Genomic DNA, 24,882 nt, shown 5'->3' on the forward strand with positions numbered 1-24,882 from the left:
TTCTTCTCCCCCTTCCTTTACTTCTTAGGATCTGCGTTTTTTCTTCTGCGGCTTCAACATCTCGGGTCTCTGTTTCATAACCGGGATCGGGGCACGAATGTAGAGGTCCTTCCAGTCACTGAAACGCATGGGTGAGAAGGGGGTAACATAAGGCACTCCAAAGCTCTTTAATTTGGTGAGATGAACGATAATCAGCAGAAAAAACAATATCGTGCCGAACATCCCCAGTACGGAGGCAAACAGCATGCCCACAAAACGCAAAATACGGAGTGTTATGCCAGCGCTGTACATCGGTATGGAGAAGGAAGAGATGGCAGTAACCGCAACGACAATCACCAGAAATGGACTGACAATCCCGGCATTGACAGCAGCATCCCCAATAATCAGCCCTCCTACGATCCCCATTGCCGGCCCAATCGGCTTGGGCAGCCGAATCCCCGCTTCACGCAGAATCTCAATGGATACCTCAAGAATCATAACCTCAATGACGGATGGAAACGGTACGCCTTGTCGGGTCTCCATGATGGTAATTGCCAATTCCGTGGGGATTAAGCCGGGATGGAACGAGATGAACGATATATACAACGCCGGAGCCAGCAATGCCAGAAAGGCTGCGAAAAACCTCAGCAGCCGCAGCATAGTTCCCGGAAGCCACCGCTCATAATAATCCTCCGGAGATTGCAGCAGCATGCTAAAGGTCACAGGGACGATAAGTGCAAACGGAGTGCCGTCCAGCAGTATGGCTACCCGTCCTTCCAGCAATGAATTAATCACCCGGTCAGGCCGCTCTGTGTTCTGAGTCTGCTGGAAGGGGCTCAAATAGTTGTCTTCAATCAGTTGCTCCACGTATCCGGATTCAGCGAGAAAGTCCATGTCTATTTTGGCTATTCGATCCTTAACCTCCTGCAGCAGTTCCTGGTTAACGATATCCTTAATGTAGGCAATGACCAGATTTCTCTTCATGCGGCTGCCAACCTCATACATCTTCATCTCCAGATTTGTACTCAGACCTTGGCGGCGCAGCATGGAGGTATTCTCGCTTAATGTCTCTGAAAATGCGATCCGCGGTCCGCGGAGCAAGGCTTCAGAGGTAGGCTCAGTAATCGCGCGTTTGCTCCCGTCCCGCGATCCCACCAGCAGTGCTGTAGACATTCCTTCTACGATTAACGCGGTATTGCCAAACAGAATCAACTCCTGCAGGCTGTTCATTTCATTGATTTCATTAATCTCAGTCAGCGGAAGCATACTTTCTTTTAACAGAGATAGGGTCATGGCTTCATTCTCAAGTTGGTTGTCCAGCATCAACACCTGCAGGACCTGCTTGTTAATCATGGCTTCATCCTGCAGGCCTTCTACAAAGATAAGCACTGCCCTGAGCTTATGCGTCTTCACCGTAAATTCACGAAAATGCACATCACTGTTCCCGCCAATAGCTTGCTTAATGGACATCAGGTCAGCATCATAATTCCCGCTAAGCTTTGGACTGGCCGGTTCAGCCTTATCTGTAGTTGGAGGGTGAGCCGGGGCTTTCCCTGCTTTTGCGGCCCTTCCGCTCCCAATAGCGGAGTACAGCGCGTTGTAGATAAAATAAATTCCTATCGGACACACTAGCGTTATTGCCGCCTGCATAAATGTTTCCCAATCAGGAATATAAGAAACAATAGTTGACCACATCCTGATCATCCTTTCGCAGGTGCTAGGCTATAACCTAAAGTGTGCCAAAAAACAGTTTTCTTTAGTCACAGTTAATAAAACTCACCTAAGGGAATTCCATCCATAAGCTTGCGGGAATATGCCCATAACAAAGACTCCTGCCGGAGAATAGTTCACTGGCAGGAGTCAGTTGTATCAGCAATATTACTATGGCGGCACAGCTATGCTAACCGGACTTAAGAAGCCTGACTTTGGATGTCAGACGCCCTTATTGTCCGGCAGGAGCTGCATTTGCTTTCTGAAGTCTGTGGGTGCAAGGCCTGCATTTTTCTTGAACTGCTTGGAGAAGTAGAACATGTCGCTGAACCCGAGCTGCACGGCGATTTCACTAATGGTGCTGGTGGTAGATGTGAGCAGCTCCTTGGCTTTGTCGATCTTTTTTCGCGTTATGTACTGTATGGGCGGCACGCCGAGCTGCTTCTTGAACAGACGGATGAAGTAATTGGGGTGCATGTGGGCAATCTCAGCAAGCTCATGAATCGTAATATTTTGTTCAATATTCGTTTCAATGTGGTTCAGAATTTTGGTTAGCTTCTCGACAGAGGACAGATTCTTCAGCGTGATTTCAGTCGGGTCCAGCTTGCTGAGGTAATAGGAAAAAAGCTCCATCAGCTTGCTCTTGGCGAGCAATTGGGCGTAGATCTCACCCGATTTGACGTGGAGCACGATACTGCTGAACATTTCCTTGACAACCTCAGGGTCCACGGCGCTGCAGGTGTGGCTCAGCTCCAATATTTTGAACAGATTAATATCTCCTGACCTCACGCTGAAGTGGCACCAATATTTGAGGAAGGGCTTGCTGCTGATACAGGAATAAGATTGCTGCACTCCCTCCGGCATCAAAAAAAGCTCACCTGGCTGAGGATAATACTCCCGATCCCCGATCTTCAGCCACCCTTCGCCTTCGCATATGAAATAGAGCTTGCTGTAGTCAGGTGTATAGTTCAAATCCTTCCACTCCGTGCTGCACAGATTATAGTCAGCCATAATTAAATCGAGCTTCAGGTTGGATATGTAGCTGGTGAGCAGCGTGTGATTCTCCATGAAAAGACCGCCTCAGAGAGTTATTTTTATACATCAACAAGTTAATGATCTACATACCTATTCACTCCATCCCCCGCTACAATGAGAGCGGTACAAGAATTCCGAGAGGATGGGATTAATAATGGACAAAACCGGCTATTTACAGGTGATTAAGGATACGATCGAGTGTGGCAGATTCAAGGATACGTGGGACTCGTTGAGTGAGTTCGAGGTTCCTTCCTGGTACAAGCAAGCGAAATTCGGCATTTTCATTCATTGGGGCCTCTACTCGGTTCCCGCTTTTGGGAGCGAGTGGTATTCCCGCAATATGTACATTCAAGGCTCCCCGGAATATGAGCATCACCTGGCTGTATACGGCAAGCATACAGATTTCGGCTATAAGGATTTCATCCCGTTGTTCAAGGCGGAGCGCTTTAATGCGGCCGAATGGGCGGAGCTTTTCAAGCAGTCCGGGGCGAAATACGTTATGCCGGTTGCAGAGCATCATGACGGTTATCAAATGTATAAAAGCGCATACTCACATTATAACACGTACGAAATGGGGCCAAAACGTGATCTTCTCACTGAAATGAAGGCCGCCTTCGCCGAGCAGGGGCTGGAGCTGTGTGTGTCTTCACACCGTGCGGAGCACTGGTTCTTCATGTCGCATGGCAAAGAATTCGAATCCGATGTTCAGGAGCCGTTAGCTCCCGGAGATTTCTATTGGCCGTCCATGCCTGAGCCGGATCATCATGACTTGTATGGTTCTCCCCCGACTGATGAATTTCTGGAGGATTGGCTGATCCGATGCTGTGAGCTGGTTGACCAGTATCAGCCTAAGGTTTTTTATTTTGACTGGTGGATTCAGAATGCGGTCTTTAAGCCTTATCTGAAGAAATTCGCCGCCTATTACTACAATAAAGGTGAAGAATGGGGGTTCCCTGTGGCGATCAATTATAAGCATGATGCCTTTATGTTCGGCGCTGCCGTTCCCGATGTGGAGCGGGGTCAATTTGCCGGGCTTAAGCCTTATTTCTGGCAGACAGATACGGCCGTGGCCAAAAACTCCTGGTGTTATACCGAAAACAACAATTACAAATCCGCTGCGGAGATTATCAGGGATCTGGTCGATATCGTCAGTAAAAACGGCAATCTGCTGCTGAACATTGGCCCTAAGGCGGACGGCACTATTCCCGAGGCGGACCAGAATATTCTTCTGGAGATCGGGGGATGGCTAGATGCTAATGGCGAAGCTATTTATGACACGTCTTACTGGCGCACGTTCGGTGAAGGACCGACGGAAATTCAGGAAGGCCAATTTACTGACGGCCAGACCAAGCTGTTCACAAGCGGGGATATCCGTTTTACGGTCAAAGGATCGGTTCTATATGCCACTGTCCTTGTGTATCCTAAGAAGGGTTCGGTGCATATTCAGTCCCTTAAGGAGAATTCCCCTCATTTCCAAGGGATCATCAAGCAGATCAGTATCCTTGGCTTCGATGAAGTCCCGGCCTGGAAGAGAACGGAAGAAGCGCTTATCCTTACGACAACTACAGTTGCAAGTACGCTGCCGGTTGTGTTCAGGATCGAGCTGGATTAATAAAATTTTATGCTTTCAAAATAAAACTTGCTATATAAAAGTAATGTGCTATAATAAAAACATGTTAAGAGCAAATCAGATTTGGCAAGTACAATCAACTATTTAGGAGGAATTTCAAATGACAACTCTAAACATCGGAATTATTCTGGGCAGCACCCGTCAAGGACGTGTAAGCCCACAGGTAGGCGAATGGGTAAAAGGTATTGCGGATGCACGCGGCGATGCGAACTATGAAATCGTAGATATTGCCGACTACAAGCTGCCTCTTCTTGGAGAATCAGATGACTATGCTCCGGCACAGGCTTGGGCGGCTAAGCTGGCTACTCTGGACGGCTTCGTATTCATTGCCCAGGAATATAACCACAGCCTTACAGGCGCTTTGAAGAATGCGCTGGATTCCGCCCGTGAGGAATGGAACAACAAAGCAGCGGGTATCGTCAGCTATGGCTCTGCCGGCGGCGTTCGTGCAGCCGAGCATCTGCGCGGAATCCTTGGCGAATTGATGGTTGCTGACGTTCGCGTACATCCGCTTCTGTCCCTGTTCACCGACTTCGAGAACGGCTCTGTGTTCAAACCAGCAGAACTCCACACTGCTAACGTAAATGCAATGCTTGATCAAGTGCTTGCCTGGAGCGGTGCTTTGAAACCATTGCGTTCCAAATAATACGAACAAATAATACGAACTGCCCAAAGAGCCACTTCAACATCTGAAGTGGCTTTTTTGGGCGTTCTATATTAGTTCAACTATAGATTTTCATAATAGGTCTGGTCGTAACTGCGGGAAATGTTTGGACTTCCGGCCGCTGTTGTCTGCAGATTTCTTGATTTATACCGCTCTTCGCGGTTGAAATCTGCAGACAAAGGCGGACGCGTTCGCTCCTCCAGTTCCAAACTTCCCCTCCGTCACTTCGCCCTTTTTATATTTTCTTTAATTCAACTGATATAGCTATGCTTCTTATTGGAGCCCGCTTTGCTCCGGCACTGTATGAATTTGTCCGTCCGGGGAGTCCGCAGCTTCAGCGGAACCGTGGCCCGGGCCGAACAGATTGAGGACAACCACTCCAATGATGATGAGCGCGATGCCAACAACACTTGCCGTATTAATCTTTTCCTTCCAAATAAATACGGAAATAATTACTGTGACAACTGTACCAAGCCCTGACCAGATCGCATAGGCCGCATTCAGCGGGATGGTCTTCAGCGAGATCGACAGGAAGTAGAACGAGCAGATGAAAGCAATAACCGTCACGATGGATGGGTACAGCCGGGTGAAGCCCTGAGAAGCCTTCAGCATCGAGGTTCCAAGCAGCTCACTGGATATGGATAAGGCCAATAATAAGTAAGCCATCATCTCACCTCCTTTGCGTAGAGCAGCAACTGGTTTCGGATCTTCTGCTTCAAGTCCTGATCAGGAGGCGCAAGGCCGAACATTTCTGCGAACCATAAGCCGTCAGCCGCAAGGCGGGCAATGGTCGATTGTACAGGATCAAGCCCGTCGTTCTCAATGTTGTGCTGCCACTTCTCATATGCAGACCGCATACTTTGTAATGATTCCGGATTAAAAAAGAGCGCCGAAGACAGCACCGGACCCATTTCATTACCGACACCCGCATCATCAAAGGTAGATTCGATATAAGCCCTGCTCCATCTCCCGCAGTCTTCCTTATCCTTATCTTGCTCAATTCTTCTTGCGATATCGGCCTCAAAGACATTTGTCATCTCCTCCACCACACCAAGCACCAGCGCTTCTTTGCTGGGGAAATGGTACAACAATCCGCCTTTGCTGACGCCCGCTCTCTTGGCAACCAACTCCAGGGTCAATTGCTCTCCGCCCAGCTCCTTCATCACAGATGAGGCAGCCATCAGAATTAATTTCCGCTTGGGGATGTTCTCTTGATCTCGGGCTTGCGAATCCATATTCATCACCGTCCTGAAATAACTATACCGTCTGGACGGTTTAGTTGTCAAATTCGCTACCCGTACAATAATCTCCCGTCAAAACAATCGTTGATATCCGTATCCGTCCCGGAAAGCTTATCATTCTCAAGCCGAATCCAGCCGGTTGCACCACTCTTCGTCTTAATCTTTCCATATTTCTCGGTGTCTCCGCCCAGAAAATAAACCGTCTCCCCCGGCTCTACCCATTTGAGGATCTCCTGACTCCCGGAGGTTTGGTACATCGGGAACCGTACTTTGGCAACCCATGGAGTCGGCGGCTCCATAGGATAAAAATCTGCAGGAGCTTCCTTCCACAAGTGATTGCTGTCCAGCTTATACTTTTCAAGATAGAACCAGCATTGAAAGTCATAGGCTTGTCGCGGAGAAACAGTGACCCCCTGCCCATCCATCGCTTGCGCGTTTCCGGTGTGACCGTCCAGAGCCCCCATGCTGATCAGCTTTTTCCCATTATAGTAGTAGTAATTCGTGTAACGCTGTGCGCTTATATTGACATCCTCCAAGGCGAGCTCAAAATACGGGTCTTGGATATCGGCATCTACGATTTTGAAATAGGGTCTCGGCACATAATTGGACAGAACAAATTTCACTGAGGTACCGTTCACCTGAAGCACCCACTCGTCATCTTCTTCATTGTGTTTGCTCAACGTCATTTGGATATGCTCGACTGTTCCGTCACCGTCTAAGTCCACATAGGCATCCTGTAGCCTCTTTGTACCCTTCACCTGCGGATAACCCAGCACATGATAATCTACGTCCCATTCTCTTGTCAGCTTGTTCGCCGCGAGCAGCTTTTCGTGTTGTTGAATCAGCTTGATATTCTTGCTCTCTATCTCCGATAGACCGCTTTTGTATTCGGCATCCGGCTTATACCAGCGTTTACTTGCAAAGAAGGCGTTCAGGTCCGCACGCTTAAACACCAATCCATGCCGGGCAAATATCTCATTCCGGGCAAGCTCCAGCATTCTGCTGTCGATGTTGCTGAGATTGGCTTCAGTTAACAACGCTGTGCTGCTGTCTTGAAATATATATTCTCTGCCTTGAGCAGCCACTGTATCCTTGCTTGAAACATTATCCGTTATAGGTATTGCCGGCGATTTCTCCGGCTGTGCAGCTTGCTCAGCATCACATCCGGCAAGCTGCAGCGGTAAGGCTGCTGTAAGTATTAACAGTTGAAGTTTACGGCGGTTCAATTCAGTTTGCCTCCTGGATACTTTTAATTTTCCACTGACCGTTGCTTGTTATCATTGTAAATTGCAGAGACTTGGAATCAGTTCCGCCCTTCTGCGTTACTTCTATCTTCCTGCTGCCGTTTTTATCAGAGAGGATTTTGAATTCCAGCTCTAAGGGACCATACTCCAGCATTTCGAGATCCACTTCATTGCTTACTTTAAATTTCAGAACACCAGAGGAGGCTACCAAAAGCTTCATTTCAGAGGAATAAGCCTCCGGCCAATAGCTGTCTTCAATATAATTCTGGATCACCTGCTCCGCAGTTTGCGGATATGTAAATTTTCCGGGCTTATTGTTATAGACTACCTTGTATTTCTCAGGCCCCTTTCCGTCAAACCGCTTATAAAAATATAGAGTATGGGATTGGAGATCGTCGTAGCTATATTCGTAAACACTGTCTTTTACTCCATCCTGATCCATATCCTTAAGGTAACGGTTCCCTTCTCCCGTAGCATTGGGGAAATTGCTCTCAATAAGGACAGGATGGCCCTTGACCCACTGATACAGATTAAATCCATAGCCGCCTAAACCGCCGAGCATGTACACTGCTATATAGTTTGTATTGGTCTGATCCATTCTCGCTATCTCTACATGATCCAATCCATGCACAACAAATACCGCATCTTCCAACTTGCCAAGGTTTTCGAATTTCGAACCGTTCCAGCGGACAACATGCAGATTCACTGCATCTGAAGTGTCCTCAGCCGACTTCGTATATACCACATACTCCAGTTGCTTGTCGCCATCTATGTCGGCTTTGGCTTTTACATCAAGCTCACCGAGCTTACGGATTCCGTTTAGATACGTTTCAAAGCTCCTGTCGAAAAAATTGTCTGTCCCGTTAACTAATGTTGTCTTAACCGTCTTATTCTGTGGATCACAGAGCACCTTAATGGTGGCAGACTGCTTGCTGTCGATCAGCTCAAAGCTCCAGTAGCTGTTCGCCCGGGCGCTCTCCGCGACCAGGTCTTTCAATTGCGATTCGTTGCTTTCCAGCATTTTAAACGGCAGTGTTACATAGAACATTGGGTAAGTCCCCTTCTGATAAAGCTCCACTCTATTCACAGTTACTCCATTAGATTCAAACACCTTTTTCACCGGATGACTCCATGTTGTCAGATTCACTATCACCGGTTTCTCAGACTTAGCCGAGATCGTAGAACTCCCAAACGTTGACAGACTAAAAAGCGCACAAATGAATAGCCAAACAAATCTTCTCAATTTCAATTTCAAATCCCCCCAGAGTTTATGTTCCGAACCTTGTATACCGTAACTACCCGTTTAAACCAGCAAATTCAGGAGGTCTGTCCTTCCTGCAAAATCCGCTCCAGCCGCTCCAGATCTATGCAGGTCTCAATGCCTTCCGGGTGCCAATGCTGCACACAGCCTGTATGATGGAGCAGCACACACTGCGGTTCGTATCCCATTTCTTTCGCTTTATATCCGCCGGAAATCAGATTCAGCACGCAGGCCACACCGACGATACCAACCTCTCCCCTCTGTATGCGCTCCCGGCCGAACGCAGTCGAGGCATGCGGGATCATCAGCACCTTGCAGCCGTAGGCTGCGGCCATTTTCGTAGCAGCATTTACCCGGCAGTTCACGGAGCAGCCTTTGCAGACATATCCCGTTCCTTCCTGTACAGCCCGGCAAGCCTCAGCCGCTTTATTGCGCATGCACACGGGGAGGAAGACCATTTTCTCTGTGGCTGCCAGGAAGCCCTCGTGAAAGACCCGATTCATGATCTCTGCGCCCACCATATTCAGATGATACTCCACACGTGCGCGGCTGCAGAAGATCCGATTTTCCTGCCACTTCAAGCGCTGCTGGTTGCGTTCAATATATGAATCTACGCTGGTTGTGTAGCTCCCCAGACGCCCGGCACTTTCGTGTTCGAACCAGACGGCCTTCTTAACTGCTTTTACCAGGATACTGTCACTTTCCTCATCCGGTAACCCCTTCATAAAATCCAGCCAGAGCGCGAGGCGTTTACACTCCTGCTCGAACTCTCCGCTCGCCTGAAGCCAGCCCACAAGTCTGGCGAACTCCTGCAAACGTATCCGCACCTCAGAACGTCTGTGCCGTGCCAATATGGCGGTTCCGGCAATCCCCTTCAGCCGATCCACCGCTCTGCGCGCTCCCGCGCTCCGCCCTTTTTGACCGTAAAGCGATGACAGCAGCCGTCCGGTAAACACACTACCCGCAACTGCTCTATCTCCATATACCTTCCATAATACACCGATCATCAGATATTCGAGGGCACACACGTCTGGAGCAAACAGTTCCAGCTTACGGAGTGCAAGATAACGGCTGAACTTGCCTACAGCTTGTTCTGTATGCAATTTTGCCAGCACCTCATCGGTAAAAGCGGCAACATCGGCATAATAATGGTCAGTCCCGCCGCTGCTGTCACTTAAAGAGTAGGTTAACGTTTCTGTGAAGCTACCACACATAAAGATCACCTCTTGCTTAGCGATATGACTAAGGTAGCATTTTCCTGCGAAGGCTGTCAGTGATAAGACATGCTTCTACCAGCGATTTTATTGGCAAAAGATGATACGATAGTACTGATGAACCTGTGAGCTAAGGAGAGACCCCGATGAATCAGCTTGTATTTTTTCTGGGACCGGCGGGTGCGGGCAAAACGACACTGGCCAAAGCCGTAGCGTCCCGCCGCAAAGCCGCTGTTTTGGATATGGATATTCTGCTGCGGCCTGCCGCCGACGCCATCATGACGATGCACGGACTGGACCCGGCGGACCGGGATTCCGCTGCATACAAACGGCTCTGCCGCGACCTGGGCTACCGGATTACAATGGATGCCGCGCTCGACAACATCGGGCTGGATTGTGATGTGTTTGTAGTGGGGCCTTTTACGAAGGAAGCTGCCAATTCGGAGTGGATCAGTAGCGAGCTGCACCGGATCGGACGCTCACTTCTGGATACCCAGGTCAAGGTCGTGCTGGTGGATCTGGGGAGTGAAGAGCTGTACCGGGAGCGGATTGAGGGCAGACACTCGCCGCTGGATGACTGGAAATTCAATCACTGGAGCGAATTCCGCTCAGCGCTGGGCAGCCGCACGGTGGCCTGGCCGCTTCCGGCCGGGAATATCCGGCACATTGACAATTCGAACCCGGACGTTCGGGATGCCGCCTCAGAAGCGGAAGATTTCATTTATGGTAAACTGTAGCCGAATCTGGAGCTTATGCACTTTCATGAGCAGCCGAAAAAACCTTGCTGGGTATGGGCCCAGGCAAGGTTTTTTTCGGCTGGAAGGACTCTGTCCTATGAAATTTCATCGTCTGAAGTGCCGCGAAAGAGCGGCATGGATGTCTGTTGAACAATACGTCTAGGAAATGAAGCTGCGCCATCCGCCGAATGAGGTGATGTCTTCGGCTGTGTCCGCCGCATAGCCCTCGCAGATGAAGCCGCTAACCTCTTCACCGTTATCCAGCTCCACCTTGCCGATGCCCAGCGGCGCCGGTATGGATGCGGTAAAAACGCCAAACGCGGCAAGCGGCATCTCCCACAGCTCCAGACGGATGGCCGCTCCACCCTTTGTCTGTTTGATCAGACCCGGTTTGGCAGGAACTGTGGGGAGCTTGTACAGCTTATACTTTGCTGCCGTAACCGCTTCGCGCAAAAATTGCGCGCCGCAGCTATTCATTTGCTGCTCAAGCGGCAATCCGCGCATATGCAGGCCACATACTCCAATCGTAATCGTTTGCTGTTCCATCATTGATCGCCTCCCGCATTCTTCAAATATAGTCTGGCAAAAGCGCGCAGGCGGCCTTCTTCCTCAGCCGGTGTGAACAAGCTGATGCCAAACGGAAGATGATCTTCCGCTTCTCCGGCAGGCAGCGACACCGCACAGAAGTCCAGCAGATTGCAGTGATTGGTATACAGCCCCATCTGGCTGTTCGTGAAGACCGGATCTTCCCGCACCTGCTCCCGCGTCCAGGTTCCGCCCGCTGTCGGCAGCACAAGCACTGCGTCTTTCAGCAGCTTCCGTGCCTCAAGCTTGAAGCCTTGCAGCTTGTGCATCGCCTGGAAGACGGAGGCGGCAGTATATTCTGCTGCCGCTCCAGAGCGCAGAACGGTCTCCGTCACCGGGAAGGCCGTTCCGGGATTCGCTTCAATGAAGTCGCCGAGATCTGCCCAGCGCTCGGCTACCCACGGACCGCCGTACAGCACTGCGGCGGCTTCCGAGAACAGCGCCGTATCGACGGGAACCAGCGGAATTCCAAGCTCTTTCAGGCTCACGAGCGCGGATGCCCAGGCTGCTCTGTAGCTGTCTGCGAATGGCCCGTAGAACATTGGCGGCTCTGCCGGAACCGCTATGCCGAGCGGCGGTTTCTCTTCGGGCTGCGGCAGGCGGCGCGACCACGGATCAGCTTCGTGGAAGCCGCTTGCCGCGCGGTCTACCTCGAGCGCATCCGCGAGGGTATGAGCCATGACGGTAACGCAGTCCAGACTGGCACAGGCTGGGACGACGCCTACCGTCGGCCAGGAGCCCAGACTGGGCTTCCAGCCGACCAGGCCGTGCAGCGCAGCCGGCACGCGGCCGGAGCCGGCGGTGTCGGTTCCGAGCGAGAAAGCGGCCTGGCCCCGGGCAACGGCGACTGCGGAGCCGGAGCTGGAGCCGCCGCTGATCAGCTCCGGGCGCAGCGCGTTATGCGCTTCGCCGTAGGGGCTGCGGGTACCGACGAGACCGGTGGCGAACTGGTCGAGGTTGCTTTTGCCGACCGGAATGGCTCCTGCGGCGATCAGACGCTCAACCACACCGGAATGCTGTTCAGGCGTATAGGAATATTCAGGGCATCCCGCGGTAGTCGGCACCCCGCCAAGGTCAATGTTATCCTTGATGGCAAAGGGAATCCCCCAAAGCGGGTAATCCAGCGGATTCTGCGCAGATAAGCGGTCCAGGTAAGGCCGTATGAACTCCAGGTCGGGGGCTGTGATCCAAATGTTGAACCTCTTGTCCCTATCTGCTCGCTCAATAATTTCATGAATGATTTCGTGCGGCGTGGTGTCTCCGTTTAGATAAGCAGCCCGCAATCCGGCTACCGTTAGTTTGTCTGGGATGGATTTTTTGGTCATGATACAGGCCTCTCCTCTCCTAAGTAACAATGCTGACCAGAAGCTGGCCCGCCTGCACGGTGTCACCCTGGGCAACATAGATCGCCTCGACTGTTCCCGATGAGGCTGCCTTCTGATTGAATTCCATCTTCATGCTCTCCTGAATGACCACCGTGTCTCCGGCATGGATTTGCTGGCCCGGGGTAACCATGATCTTCCACACACTGCCTGGCATATCGCTCCGCACTGCGACAGTGCCGGGAGGCAGTTCCTGTTCGGCTTCCGGCCGAGCGTGGTCTTGCTCCGACATGTATTCAGCGAGTCCGAGCTTTTTCCAGCTCTCCCGCTCCTCTTTGAACGCCTTCTGCTGGCGGGCACGGAATTCGGCGGTGCTCTCATCAATGGATGCAAGGAAATCCAGATATTCTCCGAGATCGAAGGTCGTTTCTTCAATTCTGGCGTCAAAGCGTCCCAGCAGGAAATCTTCACGAAGCGTCAGCAGCTCTTCAGCGCTTACCGGATAGAACCGGATTTGATCGAAGAAGCGCAGCAGCCACGGCTTGCCCGGCTGGAAGCTGGCTGTGGATCTGAGGCGGTTCCACATTTGGATCGTGCGTCCGACGAATTGGTAGCCGCCCGGCCCCTCCATGCCGTACACACACAGGTACGCTCCGCCGATACCGACCGCATTTTCCGGGGTCCAGGTTCGGGCCGGGTTATATTTGGTCGTGACCAGCCGGTGGCGGGGATCAACCGGTGTTGCCACCGGAGCGCCCAGATAGACATCTCCAAGGCCAAGCACAAGATAATTGGCTTCGAACACGATGTTCTTGACCTCTTCTATGCTGTCCAGACCGTTAATTCGGCGGATAAATTCAATATTGCTCGGACACCAGGGGGCATCCGGCCGAACGGTTTGCTGATACCGCTCGATAGCAATCCGGGTAGCGGGATCATCCCAGGATAGCGGAAGATGCACAATCCGCGAAGGGACGCGGATGGAATCCAGCGGCGGCAGCGAGCGGTCAATTTCGGCAATGAGGAGCGCAGCTTCTTTGACCGTCATCCGTGAAGCATCCAGATGAATCTGCAGGGAGCGGATGCCCGGAGTCAGGTCCGTGACCGGAATTTCTCCATGCTCCTGAATGGCCTGCATCAGCGCATGAACCTGGAAGCGGAGCAGGAGATTCAGCTCCATCTCCCCGTATTCCACCAGAAGGTTGGCATCCCCGCTGGCGCGGATCGTCACTGTAAACTGGCGGCCCGCCTCTTCGTGATGGAGTATTGGATCATCCGGCTCGACCTGGATATTAGTGGTTGTCAGCACAGGCAGCGTCCCCCTGATCTTGCCCTCGCCAAGCTCAATAAGGAATTGCTCCTGCGCTTGCCGGAGCCTCTCCGCGTCTTCCAGCGTCAGCAGCCGGAAGCTGACTAGGTCACCCGGACGAAGCTGACCGATCTTCCAGAATTCCGCAGAAGCGGTAGTGACAGGACAGACAAAACCGCCAAGCGACGGTCCGTCGGGACCAAGCAGAATGGGCATATCGCCGGTAAGATCCAGAGCGCCAATGGAATAGGCGTTGTCATGGATGTTGGAGGGATGCAGTCCGGCATCCCCGCCATCCTCGCGTGCCCAGAGCGGTGCCGGTCCCATCAGACGGACTCCGGTCCGGGAGCTGTTGAAATGCACCTCCCATTCGGTCCCCGTAAGCTGCTCCAAATAGGAAGGCTTCAGGAACTCTTCGGTGCTGTGAGGTCCCGGAATAACTCCGATTGACCAGTGCCGGACCAGTGCCGGACGGTTCCCGGGAAGCAGTTCCACTGCGGAGGCCGGGGCCGCCGCAGACTTGACCCCCAGCACATCTCCTGTCCGCACTGCGCGGCCGCCATGTCCGCCGAAGCCGCCAAGCGTGAAGGTGGAGGCGCTGCCCAGCACCAGGGGCATGTCCAGGCCGCCTCCCAGCAGCAGGTAAGTCCGCATTCCGCACTGTGCTTCGCCGAACACCAGCGTCTGGCCCGCTTCAGCCAGGACCGGGCGGAACATTGGAACAGGAAGTCCATCCAGCACTGGCTTCATATCCGCTCCTGTCAGACAGAACCACATGGTGCCGCGGAAGCGGTAAGCCCCACCGCGCAAGGTCAGCTCAAGTCCGGGAGCATCATCGGGATTGCCCAGAAGCTTGTTGCCGATTCGGAAGGACAGCGGGTCCACCGGTCCGCAGGGAGGGACTCCCACATCCCAATAGCCAGTCCGTCCAGGGTAATCTTGCACAGTCGTCTGCACTCCGCCGTCTATTACCTCCAAGGCATCCTCGGATGGCGCTAATCCGTCCAGCAGCCGGGTATAGACACGTCCAGCCGTGAACTCCTGCTCTCGAAGCAGTCCGCAAATATAGGACAAATTCGTTGTTACACCATAGAAGCGGCTTGCTGAAAGCGCCTCTTCAAGCCGTTGAATGGCCTCCTCGCGGTTCTTGCCGTGAACAATGACCTTGGCAAGCATCGGGTCATACAGGGTGCTCACCTCTACACCATCCGTCACCCAGGTTTCATTGCGGGAGCCCGATGAAAGTATGACCTGATCCAGCCGTCCCGCACTGGGCCGGAAATCGCGCAGGCAATCCTCGGCATAAATGCGGGCCTGGATGCTGTGTCCTTGCGGTTCAGGCACAAGCGCCTGCAGTCCGTACAGCTCGTCGGCAGCTTCGCGCACCATCCATTCCACGAGATCCAGGCCGAGCACCTCTTCGGTGACCCCATGCTCCACCTGCAGCCGGGTGTTCACCTCCAGGAAATAAAAGGCCTCAGCATTCGGATCGTAAAGAAATTCGACCGTTCCGGCACTGCGGTAGCCGGCCGCTGCTGCCAGCTTGCGGGCGGACTCCAGCAATTCGGCCCTTACCTGCTGCGGCAGCAGCGGAGCCGGGGTCTCTTCCACCACCTTCTGGTTGCGCCGCTGAATGGAGCAGTCCCGCTCTCCGAGAACGGCGATTTCGCCTAACCTGTTTCCGAAGATTTGCACTTCGATATGCCGGGCTTTGGCGATGTATTTCTCAACGAAGACACCGCCGTTATTGAAGTTGGCCGCTGCCAGATGGGTTACGGAAGTAAAGGCTTCCTTCAGTTCGGACGCCGTACCGCAGACCCGCATTCCGATCCCTCCGCCCCCGGCTGTGCTCTTGAGCATAACCGGATAGCCGATGGCGTCGGCTGCATGCAGCGCTTCCTCCAGCTCGGTCAGCAGCGGGGTTCCCGGCAGCAGCGGAACTCCGGCGGCTTCAGCGATTTCCCGGGCGGAATGCTTAAGTCCGAATATCTCTATTTGCTCGGGCGATGGACCAATGAACACGATCCCCTGCTCCCGGCAGGCGCGGGCAAATCCGGCATTCTCGCTCAGAAAGCCATAACCGGGATGAATCGCTTCCGCCCCGGTCTGCTTGGCAATCTGCAGGATCAGCTCGGCATTCAGATAGCTCATCTGCGGAGCGCCTTCTCCGATCAGAACAGCTTCATCCGCTCCGGCAACATGAAGACTGGCTTGATCTGCTGTGGTATAGACCGCTACAGAAGCAATCCCCATGGCTCGGAGCGTACGCTCAATGCGGACGGCGATTGCACCTCTGTTCGCAATTAGCACTTTGGTAAACATAATTGCCCTCCTCCCTGAGGTCTCGATCTTATTTATCCCAGATTAATACCTGCACCGGTGTTGGATTATAGGCATTGCAGGGGTTGTTAAGCTGCGGACAATTGCTTATTAGTACGGTGGCCCGCCGCTGCGCCTGCATTTCCACATAGGCACCGGGAGCAGATACGCCGTCTTCGAAGGTCAAGCCGCCTGTCGGGGTTACGGGCACATTCATGAAGAAATTTATATTCGGCGCCAGATCACGTTTTCCGTACTTATGGCTCTCAGGGTGGCGTGACAGCTCCAGCATGAAGGTATCCCGGCAATTATGCATGTAGCCCTTCTCATGGGCATACCGCACAGTATTGCTCTGTGAAGAGCAGGCGCCCCCCAGCGTATCATGACGCCCGCAGGTATCCGCTACAATGGTGGCAAGCGGCTGTCCCGATTCAGTCATCAGCACGGAGCCTGTGGTCAGATAAATGTTCCTCTGGGCAGCGATAGACTGCACCGCGCTATAGTGATCTTCGGGATGCTCAGCATCATAGAGCAGAGTGTCTGCGGCCTGGTTGCCCTCCAAATCAACTATCCGCAGCACCTGACCCGGCTTCAGCTCCTGCATCCAGCCCTCTCCTGCGGGGATGATCTTGCTATATATTGCTTCATCAGCCGTGCGGCTGCTTTCCACCCGATGAAATCCACCCATTTTTGTATCCTCCCTGTTTCTGTAGATGTTGGCTCAACCTTGCAGCGCATAATACTTCCATGTATTCTCGAAGGCGCGCCGGCTCTCCGGCCGGGCGTTCACACATTCATCGTCTGCTTCCAGCGGTTCAGCGGCGAGAATTTCGATATTGACCGGAACCGAAGGAAAGGTACTGCAAGGATCAAGCGGATTAGGGGTATTGGAAATCAGCAGCATGATATCCATTTCCGTGCGCAGCGTTACACTTGAACCCGCCGGACAATGTCCTTCTGCAAAATGAATATTCCCTGCCTCATCACAGAAGATTTTGGAGAACAGATTGATGGCCGGAGACAAATCTCTGACTGTCAGCCCATTGCGTACCAGTTCTACTGAGAAATTATCCTGTCCGCTGCGGTATCGTTCATTGCGCACCTCCTGGTAGCGGCTTATTCCATATTTGGCTTCCGTTGCCGAACGCAAGGTATAACCGCCAATCGGATCATGCCAGCCCAGACTGTCCTGAACAATGCTGGCCATTGCTCTTCCGTTGTCGCTCATCAGCACATGGCCTTGAGTCAGATGGGCAGTGTGCTGCGCCTTTAAGGTATCCGGCATGTTGTAGCGTTCCGTTAAATCGTGCATGTTGTACAGAAGAAGCGAGACATTCGCCCCCTGCTCCAGTGCCGTGAAGCGGACCAGCTTCCCCTTTCCGATGCTGCCTGACCATTTGCCTCCCGGGGTCATCCGTTCACTCCAATATTGCTGCGATTTCATCCCGCCCATCTCCTCTACTGTCTGTTTTATGGAAAAATAAAAGGGAGACATCACAAGACTTGGCGTCTTGATGATATCTCCCAGGTTTTTATCCTTCCGTGTCCGCTGGCCGCTCTGCGGCAAGCTGTCTACTCTCGGACCAGCCCCGGCACTGATACCGGCGGAACCCTAGTAAACTATAGATATTCAATTAGAATCACGCTTATCATTACGTCAGTTAATATAACATTTACTTTTTAAATATGTCAAACAATTATTTAGAAAATGACATTATTCAACATTTTTCGGCATGTTTCAGTAAATTTTAAGTTTTTTTAAAGAATAGCTTGTCAGATCAAAAAAGTATATGTTAGTATACGTAACATAAATCGAATACCAAATAGTTTACTAGGGTTCCGCCTTAACGGGGTCAGGTCCGAGAGTAAACCACATGCTGCTTTTTGGGAGGCATGTGACACGGAGGGATAAAAACCCGGGAGATTATTACCAAATAATCTCCCGGGTTTTTCATTTTATGTGTTGAAAAATAATACAAGGAGGCAGCGGTTGGATTAAACGGATAGGACAGTAAACAATACATTATACGGAGGGTACCTAAATGAAAAAAAATCAAAAGGGATTTTTTGCACTCGCCATGTCCACTCTGCTTTTTATCGCTGGCTGTGGAGGCGGAAATGTAAACAACGGTGCCGCTAACAATGTAGCAACAACGGCACCGACAGCCGAAGCCTCAAGTTCAGCCGCCCCGGCACCAGATGATGTGAACATTCGCTTTGGCTACAGCCCGTGGCTCGGTTCTGCCGGTGCGATTGTCGCCAACGAGAAGAAAATTTTTGCTGATAAAGGTGTAAACGTAGAATTTGTGCAAATGGAAGGCAACACGAAGGATGCGTTTATGTCGGGCAAGCTGGATGCGGTGGTGCAATCTCTGGACGCTGTGGTACAAATGAAAGCCGCTGAAGATCCGAAAGACCCGGTTCAGGTTATTGCCGTGATTGACCGCTCCAAAGGTGCGGATGGAATTATTGCAAGCAAGGATGTCGCCACTCTGCAGGATCTCAAAGGCAAGGACGTTGCCGTATCCATCGGTTCAGTCGCCCACTTCCTGCTGCTGAATGCACTTCAGACGGTAAATATGAAGGAAAGCGACGTAAATATTGTCAACATGAACAACAACCTGGCCGGCTCCACCTTCATGGCAGGTAAAGTCGATGCTGCGGTTACCTGGGAGCCTTACCTGTCTGAAGCCGCCGCCAAGGGCGGACATCTGCTCTATTCCACTGCGGACGCGCCGAACCTTATTGTCGATGCGCTGGTCGTTAAGAAAAGCATGATTGATGAGCACCCGGAAGCGCTGAAAGCAATGGTTGCTTCTTTTGATGAAGGGTTGAAGCTGTTCAGCACTACCGATGAAGGCAAAAAAATTGTCGCTGATGCGCTCGGTATGGATGTTGCCGCTGTAGACAGTACAATTGCCACCCTGGATCTGACGACCTCCGAGGCTTCCAAAACGATGCTGGTGGACAACAAACAGGAATGGGAAACCACGATGGGCGGCTTCTCCGCATTCTTTATGGACCAGAAGATCATCACCTCGCCAGTCGATCCTGCAGGCATCATCAATACTTTTCTATATGAATAAAAAAGGAGAATGAACAATGGAAAAAGAATCGCGTAAAATCATCGGAAATCCCGCCCTGCTGCTAGTTGATCCGCAAAAAGGAATTTATAAATCTCCCGCCAAGGATGTGGAAGCGTCCGTGGTAGCGCTGGAGCGTGTGCTAAAGGCTGCCCGGGAAGCCGGCATGCCGGTCATCTTCTTCCAGGAAATTCACCGCAAGGAAATGGTGGATTATGGACGGGAGCTGGACGGAAACGAGAACATCCATTGTCTTGAAGGCTCGGAGTATATCGACATTATTGAACGTCTGCAGCCCATTGATGGTGAGTTCACGAATATGAAGCGCCGCTACAGTTGCTTTTTCGGAACAGACCTGGACATTCTGCTGCGCGGGCTGAACATTCAAACGCTGATCATGGGCGGCTATTACACCGATGTCTGCGTACATTACACGGCAGTGGATGCCCATCAGCATGATTATTATATCCGCGTCGTTCATGACGGCTGTCGTGGCTCCAGTGATGAAGCACACGAAGCGTCCCTCAAGGCCATGACTTATCTGCAGCACGCATCCCGCACGAATTCCGATGAAATGGTTCCTTTAATTGAAGCTTGGGGCAAGGAGAAACAAGCATCCGTATAATACGGGTGCTTGTCAACCAATAGTAATCCGCAAGGCCGCTTAACGGAGGGAGAGCTTTTAGATGAAGAAAAAGAACAATAGGCAACTGTTCAAAATTCGCGGTGAAATCAGCCGCAAGGCATATTTGATCACTGTATTCGCAACATTTGCCGCGATACTCGCGTTTTGGAGCCTGCTCAGCTATGGAAATATGGTCAGTGCAACCTTTTTGCCTTCTCCAGGAAAAGTATGGCAGTCCTTCACCACGAATCTGCAAGATGCGGATTTCTGGGGGTATGTCGGAATTAGCGCCTACCGTGTACTGATGGGCTATCTGCTGACCTGTCTGCTCGCTATTCCGCTCGGCATTCTGGCGGGAACGTTCAAGATTTTCGAGGCCATCATCGTACCTGTAACCGAATTTATCCGCTACATGCCGGCCACAGCCTTCATTCCGTTAATTATTGTATGGATTGGACTGGGGGAATCCGCCAAAATATCAGTGATCTTCGTCGGCTGCTTCTTCCAGATGGTACTCATGGTCGCTGATAATGCCAAATCTGTCTCCGGCGATCTGCTTCAGGCTTCCTATACACTGGGTGCAAGCAAAATTCAAGTGCTCCGCAAGGTGCTGCTCCCTGCATTGCTGCCGGATCTGATGAACTCCATGCGCCTGATCATGGGCTGGGCCTGGTCCTACCTGGTAGCGGCTGAACTGTTCGCTGCAAGCTCGGGGCTTGGATTCATGATTATACGTGCACAGCGCTATATGCAGACTGAGACTATTTTCATGGCGATTCTCATCATCGGGCTGCTGGGGCTCCTTATTGACCGGCTGTTCGCACTGCTTAACAAGAAGCTGTTCCCTTGGGCTGAAGGAGGACGATAAGATGAGTACAAACTACAGCAACATGGTTTCCGGTTACTCCGCCGCTTCGGGTGAATCCAAAAAACGCAAAATCGTAGTCAATGCTTTATCCAAAAGCTATGAAACGAAAAAGGAACGTTTTCTGGCCCTGGATCAAGTGAACGCACATATTTATGAAAATGAGTTCGTGACCCTTGTCGGCCCTTCCGGCTGCGGAAAATCCACCATGCTGCGGATCTTGGCCGGACTTGAAGATGCGTCCTCGGGAACGGCCTCCATCTCCGGCAGAACGATTGAAGGACCCGGGGCAGACCGGGGGGTTGTTTTTCAATCCTATACCCTCTTCCCCTGGCTGACTGTCCGTGACAACATTGAGTTCGGCCTTGAGCTAAAGAACGTTCCGCGCAAGCAGCGCAGAGAAGTCTCGGATAAATATCTGGAGCTGGTGAACCTTGTGAATTTCGGGGATACCTATCCCAAACAGTTATCCGGCGGGATGAAGCAACGGGTGGCGATTGCCAGAGCGCTGGCCAATTCCCCGGAAATGCTGCTGATGGACGAGCCTTTTGCCGCACTTGACGCTCAAACGCGGGGAGACATGCAGGAGCTGCTGCTGAATATTCAGAAGCATGAAAAAGCCACCATTCTCTTCATCACCCACGATATCGAGGAAGCAATCTTCCTGTCGGAACGGCTCTATGTAATGAAAAGCCGGCCCGGCCGCATTGTCCGGGAGATTGAAATACCAGCCGACATGCGCCAGAATAAGGAACTTAAGGACTCGGAGCCGTTCATTGCACTCAAGAAGGAAATCGTTGATCTGCTTCACTCCAAGGAATAAATATTATACGCGAAGCCGGGTCTACAGCCCTGTGCGGATTGGAGGCATTATGGCAGCTACTGCAGTCAAAAAATTATATGTCCTGCTGTGCGGGTTCGAGGTCCTCCCATTGGGAGTCTCCATCCGGGGCAGCGATAACCGTATTATTGTTGCAGAGCCGATCTGTGCTTATCTTGCGGAAACGGAAATTGGCTGGGTCCTGTTCGATACAGGCATCGACGCTTCACGAATCCATGATCCGGTTCTGGCCCAAACCTATTATATCGACCGGGGCTGGACTACGCTACCTGTCGTGCATCCCGCTCATTCTCTGACCGGGCAGCTCGAGGAGATTGGAGTACGCCCGGAAGACATTCATCAGGTTGTACTGTCCCATATGCATGTCGATCATACCGGCTATCTCAAGCTGTTCCGCCACGCGAAAATTATCGCCCAGCGGGCAGAACATCATTATGCTCTGCACACACCGCCTGAGCTGGGAAATATCATAGAGGATTACAATCTTCCAGAGCTGGACTGGCAGCTCATTGAAGGAGACTGCGAGCTGATGCCGGGCATCCAGCTCATCTCCACACCCGGGCATACGCCGGGGCATCAGTCTGCACTCATCTCTCTGCCAAGCGGGACCCGCCTTGTGCTCACCTTCGACGCGGGAGACTTCCTGCAGAATTTCGAGCAGAATCTGCTCCCCGGCTCTGCAAGTGATGACGCACAGGCCCTGGCTTCCATCCTGCGGCTGAAGCAGCTTGCCGGAGAACCCGGCAGTATGCTGTTCCCGCTGCATGATCCGGGTTTTATCCAGACCGCAAAGCTGGCACCGCTCTATTATGATTGAAATCTGCAAGGAGATGTAACGCATTGAAATCCACATCCAAGCAGGCCGCCTCCGTCCCGCTGGCGCCTATTATGATTGCTGTCTTCTGCAGTGTATTTATCTCGAATCTCAATACAAGCACGGTCAATCTTGCCGTACCAACGCTGATGAAGGTGTTTCATTCCGAAATGGCAATTATCCAGTGGGCACTTACGGGGTATATGATGGCTATCGGCATCGGCTCACCGCTCGCCGGTTTCCTGATTTCCAGATTCGGCACGAAGAAGGTTTATGCAGCTACATTAATTGGCTTTTCCTTCGCCTCTCTGCTCTGCTCCTTGGCCTGGAATCCCCTGTTCCTGATTGCTGCAAGAGTGTTTCAAGGGGGCTGCGCCGGACTGATGCTGCCCGTCACGCTTACTCTGCTCTACCGGACGGTTGAGCGCAAGCAGCAGCCAATGGCTGTCAGTCTCTGGGAGGCAGCCGGTTGGCTGGGTCCGGCACTCGGCCCTGCCGTCTCCGGCCTTTGTCTCCAGTTCTTAAGCTGGCGGTGGCTGTTCCTGCTGAATCTGCCGCTGCTCCTGCTGTCTGTTTTCCTCGTTCTCCGCTATGTACCCGCAAGTCCGGGAGATTCAAGCATGCGGCTGGACAAGCTCAGTGCTGTATTATCCAGCACCGGAAGCTTCACTGTGCTCTTTGCCTTCAGCAGAGCCTCCGCCTGGGGCCTTCTGGACAGCAAAACCTTGCTGCTGCTCGCGGCTGGAATCCTGCTGCTGATTCTCTTCGTCAGACGGCAACTGGGAGCGAGTACTCCGCTGCTCGAATTCCGCGTATTTCGTAACCGCACATACGCGATAAGCGTTCTGCTGCTCGGACTGATCAATGCCGCATTGTTCGCGGCGGTCTACTTCGTGCCCTATTTTCTGCAGACGGCCAAGGGGGTCCCTGCTGCCAGCACCGGGCTTGTGATGCTGCCTTCTTCTGTAGTGATGGTGCTCCTGCTCCCCTTGGTAGGCAAGCTCTATTCCCGGCTGGGGCCGATGAAGCTGGCGTCCGCAGGGATTTCTCTGATGGTGCTTGGCACCTGGATGCTCTCGCGTATGACGGTGGATACAGCTAATGCCGAAGTGATCCTGTGGACGGTTACCCGAAATATCGGGATCGCCTTCTCGTCGATGCCGCTGATGAATGCAGGGCTGTCCGGTTTGTCCGACAACCTGATCGGATACGCCACTTCGATGACAAGCTGGTTCCGCCAATGCATGGGTTCGCTTTCTATTGCAATCTTCACTGCGTTCTACACCTGGAGAACAGTCATTTATTCCTCAGACGGAACGGCAACGGTGAATAGCTCTGAAGCTGTAGTCTACGGTGTGCAGCAGGTATTTATGCTGGTAGCCATACTGCTTGTCTGCATGCTGCCGCTGGTGCTGACCTTCCGCAAATCGGGCAAGACCTCCTGACAACATTGCTCCCTGCTATAAAATAAGAAGGGCTGGCTCATTCGTAGATAAATCTACTGTGAGCCAGCCCTTTGTCAACCATAGACCACAACTTAAGCCAGGCCATGCAACTGCTTGAACTCCTCCGGCTTCATTCCGGTCACCCGTTTGAACACCGCACAAAAGTAGCTGGTATTCTCGAATCCGGCCTGCTCTGCAATCTCATATATCTTCTTTTCTCTGCCGCTGAACATGAGCTGCTTGCTCCGGTTAATCCGCTGTTTGTTAATATAGGTTACAGGCCGCTCATGCATCGTCCTCCTGAACAAGCGGCACAAATATTGCGGCGAAACGGATGCCACGTCGGCTAATTCCTTCAGTGCCAGCGGCCGGTGCAGATTAAGCTCAATATGCTGGAGCACCGGCTTGATGCGTTCCATCTCATCCTTCTCATTTGCAGGGGCCGACAGCAAGTGTTTGAGGTCAAGCAGCAGTGCATAGAGCAGCTTGGACCGTTCCAGATTCTCCTCCAGGTCGTTGCCGTTTGGCATCAGCAGCATTTTCTCCAGAGGCTTCATCAATTGGTGATCGCTGAGCCTTCCCAGACCGGACTCCCGGATTCCGGCATACAGCAGCATCCCTCCTGCTTCCCTGCCACTGAAGGAGACCCATGACAGCTTCCAATGCTGGCTGATGGGAGCGTAAGCATGCTTAATATCCGGGAACAGAAAGAACACATCGCCCGGCTCCACAATGTACCGTTTATCCCCTAAGATCAGTTCCCCTTTGCCTTCCAGTACCTGATGAAGCTGATAATCCGGAAAGCCGGCAGGCCGCTCCATTTCAGGCTGATGCTCCCAGAATCCGATGGTTGTCACATATAGCGGGAGTAACGAAATTTCCTCCGTCTCACAAAAGATCAGTTTGCTCTCCATGTCCGGTCTCCAGTTTCATATTTTGATATGTGTGCGAATATTTTA

General features: G+C 52.2%; 20 protein-coding genes, 1 pseudogene and 2 riboswitches. Of the genes and pseudogenes, 9 read left to right on the forward strand and 12 right to left on the reverse strand.

Annotated features, from left to right (window positions below):
• Positions 1 to 24: 24 nt before the first annotated feature.
• Both B212_RS0112205 and B212_RS0112210 read right to left on the reverse strand, forming a co-directional pair.
• The gene (locus B212_RS0112205) at positions 25 to 1,674 is read right to left on the reverse strand and encodes a spore germination protein (protein WP_019911074.1); all 1,650 of its coding nucleotides are present in this window, start codon (positions 1,672 to 1,674) and stop codon (positions 25 to 27) included.
• Between the two features lie 237 nt (positions 1,675 to 1,911).
• Positions 1,912 to 2,757, reverse strand: coding sequence for an AraC family transcriptional regulator (locus B212_RS0112210; protein ID WP_019911075.1), 846 nt, complete (start codon positions 2,755 to 2,757; stop codon positions 1,912 to 1,914).
• A 121-nt stretch (positions 2,758 to 2,878) separates the two neighbouring features.
• Here B212_RS0112210 and B212_RS0112215 point away from each other — a divergent pair, with 121 nt between their 5' ends.
• Together B212_RS0112215 and B212_RS0112220 are read left to right on the forward strand one after the other, a co-directional pair.
• Entirely contained in the window at positions 2,879 to 4,336 is a 1,458-nt protein-coding gene (locus B212_RS0112215; protein WP_019911076.1) for an alpha-L-fucosidase, read from the forward strand.
• 118 nt (positions 4,337 to 4,454) lie between these two features.
• Positions 4,455 to 5,000 carry an NADPH-dependent FMN reductase gene (locus B212_RS0112220; RefSeq protein ID WP_019911077.1) on the forward strand — a complete coding sequence of 182 codons (546 nt, stop codon included), beginning with the start codon at positions 4,455 to 4,457 and terminating at the stop codon, positions 4,998 to 5,000.
• 291 nt (positions 5,001 to 5,291) lie between these two features.
• On the opposite strand, the gene B212_RS0112230 is transcribed toward B212_RS0112220, so the two are convergent.
• From B212_RS0112230 to B212_RS0112250, 5 genes are all read right to left on the reverse strand, one after another.
• Positions 5,292 to 5,684 carry a DMT family transporter gene (locus tag B212_RS0112230; protein WP_019911081.1) on the reverse strand — a complete coding sequence of 131 codons (393 nt, stop codon included), beginning with the start codon at positions 5,682 to 5,684 and terminating at the stop codon, positions 5,292 to 5,294.
• Complete coding sequence (locus B212_RS0112235) at positions 5,684 to 6,253, reverse strand: TetR/AcrR family transcriptional regulator (RefSeq protein WP_019911082.1); 570 nt, start codon at positions 6,251 to 6,253, stop codon at positions 5,684 to 5,686. The genes B212_RS0112230 and B212_RS0112235 overlap by 1 nt, the downstream gene beginning before the upstream one ends.
• Before the next feature lie 56 nt (positions 6,254 to 6,309).
• Positions 6,310 to 7,485 (reverse strand): YARHG domain-containing protein, encoded by a 1,176-nt coding sequence (locus tag B212_RS0112240; protein WP_019911083.1) that lies wholly within the window; start codon positions 7,483 to 7,485, stop codon positions 6,310 to 6,312.
• A gap of 1 nt (position 7,486) precedes the next feature.
• Positions 7,487 to 8,551: a hypothetical protein gene (locus tag B212_RS0112245; protein WP_019911084.1), complete on the reverse strand. Its 1,065-nt coding sequence runs from the start codon at positions 8,549 to 8,551 to the stop codon at positions 7,487 to 7,489.
• A gap of 269 nt (positions 8,552 to 8,820) precedes the next feature.
• Positions 8,821 to 9,978, reverse strand: coding sequence for a DUF116 domain-containing protein (locus B212_RS0112250; protein WP_019911085.1), 1,158 nt, complete (start codon positions 9,976 to 9,978; stop codon positions 8,821 to 8,823).
• A 146-nt stretch (positions 9,979 to 10,124) separates the two neighbouring features.
• Between B212_RS0112250 and B212_RS0112255 the strand changes: the two genes are divergently transcribed.
• Entirely contained in the window at positions 10,125 to 10,715 is a 591-nt protein-coding gene (locus B212_RS0112255; RefSeq protein WP_019911086.1) for an AAA family ATPase, read from the forward strand.
• Between the two features lie 159 nt (positions 10,716 to 10,874).
• Here the strand turns inward: B212_RS0112255 and atzF are convergent.
• The 4 genes and pseudogenes from atzF to B212_RS0112275 form a co-directional block, all read right to left on the reverse strand.
• A pseudogene (atzF, locus tag B212_RS31355) lies at positions 10,875 to 12,625 on the reverse strand (allophanate hydrolase).
• A gap of 19 nt (positions 12,626 to 12,644) precedes the next feature.
• A complete protein-coding gene (gene uca / locus B212_RS0112265; protein WP_019911087.1) occupies positions 12,645 to 16,253 on the reverse strand; it encodes an urea carboxylase in 3,609 nt (1,202 codons plus the stop codon).
• A 28-nt stretch (positions 16,254 to 16,281) separates the two neighbouring features.
• Complete coding sequence (locus B212_RS0112270; RefSeq protein ID WP_019911088.1) at positions 16,282 to 16,938, reverse strand: urea amidolyase associated protein UAAP2; 657 nt, start codon at positions 16,936 to 16,938, stop codon at positions 16,282 to 16,284.
• 33 nt (positions 16,939 to 16,971) lie between these two features.
• Positions 16,972 to 17,694, reverse strand: coding sequence for an urea amidolyase associated protein UAAP1 (locus B212_RS0112275; RefSeq protein WP_198015856.1), 723 nt, complete (start codon positions 17,692 to 17,694; stop codon positions 16,972 to 16,974).
• A gap of 75 nt (positions 17,695 to 17,769) precedes the next feature.
• Positions 17,770 to 17,877: riboswitch (guanidine-I (ykkC/yxkD leader) on the reverse strand.
• Between the two features lie 193 nt (positions 17,878 to 18,070).
• A riboswitch (guanidine-I (ykkC/yxkD leader) is annotated at positions 18,071 to 18,175 on the forward strand.
• Between the two features lie 117 nt (positions 18,176 to 18,292).
• Here B212_RS0112275 and B212_RS33140 point away from each other — a divergent pair.
• From B212_RS33140 to B212_RS31365, 6 genes are all read left to right on the forward strand, one after another.
• Entirely contained in the window at positions 18,293 to 19,336 is a 1,044-nt protein-coding gene (locus B212_RS33140; protein WP_019911090.1) for an ABC transporter substrate-binding protein, read from the forward strand.
• A 16-nt stretch (positions 19,337 to 19,352) separates the two neighbouring features.
• The gene (locus tag B212_RS0112285) at positions 19,353 to 19,958 is read left to right on the forward strand and encodes a cysteine hydrolase family protein (protein WP_019911091.1); all 606 of its coding nucleotides are present in this window, start codon (positions 19,353 to 19,355) and stop codon (positions 19,956 to 19,958) included.
• Between the two features lie 61 nt (positions 19,959 to 20,019).
• Complete coding sequence (locus B212_RS0112290; RefSeq protein ID WP_019911092.1) at positions 20,020 to 20,826, forward strand: ABC transporter permease; 807 nt, start codon at positions 20,020 to 20,022, stop codon at positions 20,824 to 20,826.
• Position 20,827: 1 nt separating this feature from the next.
• The gene (locus B212_RS0112295) at positions 20,828 to 21,646 is read left to right on the forward strand and encodes an ABC transporter ATP-binding protein (RefSeq protein ID WP_019911093.1); all 819 of its coding nucleotides are present in this window, start codon (positions 20,828 to 20,830) and stop codon (positions 21,644 to 21,646) included.
• Between the two features lie 49 nt (positions 21,647 to 21,695).
• Positions 21,696 to 22,481, forward strand: coding sequence for an N-acyl homoserine lactonase family protein (locus B212_RS0112300; protein ID WP_019911094.1), 786 nt, complete (start codon positions 21,696 to 21,698; stop codon positions 22,479 to 22,481).
• 23 nt (positions 22,482 to 22,504) lie between these two features.
• Positions 22,505 to 23,923, forward strand: coding sequence for a DHA2 family efflux MFS transporter permease subunit (locus B212_RS31365; RefSeq protein ID WP_019911096.1), 1,419 nt, complete (start codon positions 22,505 to 22,507; stop codon positions 23,921 to 23,923).
• Positions 23,924 to 24,015: 92 nt separating this feature from the next.
• On the opposite strand, the gene B212_RS0112310 is transcribed toward B212_RS31365, so the two are convergent.
• The gene (locus B212_RS0112310) at positions 24,016 to 24,837 is read right to left on the reverse strand and encodes an AraC family transcriptional regulator (RefSeq protein ID WP_019911097.1); all 822 of its coding nucleotides are present in this window, start codon (positions 24,835 to 24,837) and stop codon (positions 24,016 to 24,018) included.
• Positions 24,838 to 24,882: the final 45 nt, after the last annotated feature.

It is taken from the genome of Paenibacillus sp. HW567 (genome assembly GCF_000374185.1).
GTDB lineage: Bacteria > Bacillota > Bacilli > Paenibacillales > Paenibacillaceae > Paenibacillus_AQ.

Bases quoted from the DNA above. Each gene is read 5' to 3' on its own strand.
- B212_RS0112290 (WP_019911092.1), top strand. From the start codon at position 20,020: ATGAAGAAAAAGAACAATAGGCAACTGTTCAAAATTCGCGGTGAAATC.
- B212_RS0112205 (WP_019911074.1), bottom strand. From the start codon at position 1,674: ATGTGGTCAACTATTGTTTCTTATATTCCTGATTGGGAAACATTTATG.
- B212_RS0112210 (WP_019911075.1), bottom strand. From the start codon at position 2,757: ATGGAGAATCACACGCTGCTCACCAGCTACATATCCAACCTGAAGCTC.
- B212_RS0112215 (WP_019911076.1), top strand. From the start codon at position 2,879: ATGGACAAAACCGGCTATTTACAGGTGATTAAGGATACGATCGAGTGT.
- B212_RS0112300 (WP_019911094.1), top strand. From the start codon at position 21,696: ATGGCAGCTACTGCAGTCAAAAAATTATATGTCCTGCTGTGCGGGTTC.
- B212_RS0112270 (WP_019911088.1), bottom strand. From the start codon at position 16,938: ATGGGTGGATTTCATCGGGTGGAAAGCAGCCGCACGGCTGATGAAGCA.
- B212_RS0112250 (WP_019911085.1), bottom strand. From the start codon at position 9,978: ATGTGTGGTAGCTTCACAGAAACGTTAACCTACTCTTTAAGTGACAGC.
- B212_RS0112255 (WP_019911086.1), top strand. From the start codon at position 10,125: ATGAATCAGCTTGTATTTTTTCTGGGACCGGCGGGTGCGGGCAAAACG.
- B212_RS0112230 (WP_019911081.1), bottom strand. From the start codon at position 5,684: ATGGCTTACTTATTATTGGCCTTATCCATATCCAGTGAGCTGCTTGGA.
- B212_RS0112245 (WP_019911084.1), bottom strand. From the start codon at position 8,551: ATGTTCTATGTAACACTGCCGTTTAAAATGCTGGAAAGCAACGAATCG.
- B212_RS0112275 (WP_198015856.1), bottom strand. From the start codon at position 17,694: ATGAAATCGCAGCAATATTGGAGTGAACGGATGACCCCGGGAGGCAAA.
- B212_RS0112310 (WP_019911097.1), bottom strand. From the start codon at position 24,837: ATGGAGAGCAAACTGATCTTTTGTGAGACGGAGGAAATTTCGTTACTC.
- B212_RS0112295 (WP_019911093.1), top strand. From the start codon at position 20,828: ATGAGTACAAACTACAGCAACATGGTTTCCGGTTACTCCGCCGCTTCG.
- B212_RS0112220 (WP_019911077.1), top strand. From the start codon at position 4,455: ATGACAACTCTAAACATCGGAATTATTCTGGGCAGCACCCGTCAAGGA.
- uca (WP_019911087.1), bottom strand. From the start codon at position 16,253: ATGTTTACCAAAGTGCTAATTGCGAACAGAGGTGCAATCGCCGTCCGC.
- B212_RS33140 (WP_019911090.1), top strand. From the start codon at position 18,293: ATGAAAAAAAATCAAAAGGGATTTTTTGCACTCGCCATGTCCACTCTG.
- B212_RS0112285 (WP_019911091.1), top strand. From the start codon at position 19,353: ATGGAAAAAGAATCGCGTAAAATCATCGGAAATCCCGCCCTGCTGCTA.
- B212_RS0112235 (WP_019911082.1), bottom strand. From the start codon at position 6,253: ATGGATTCGCAAGCCCGAGATCAAGAGAACATCCCCAAGCGGAAATTA.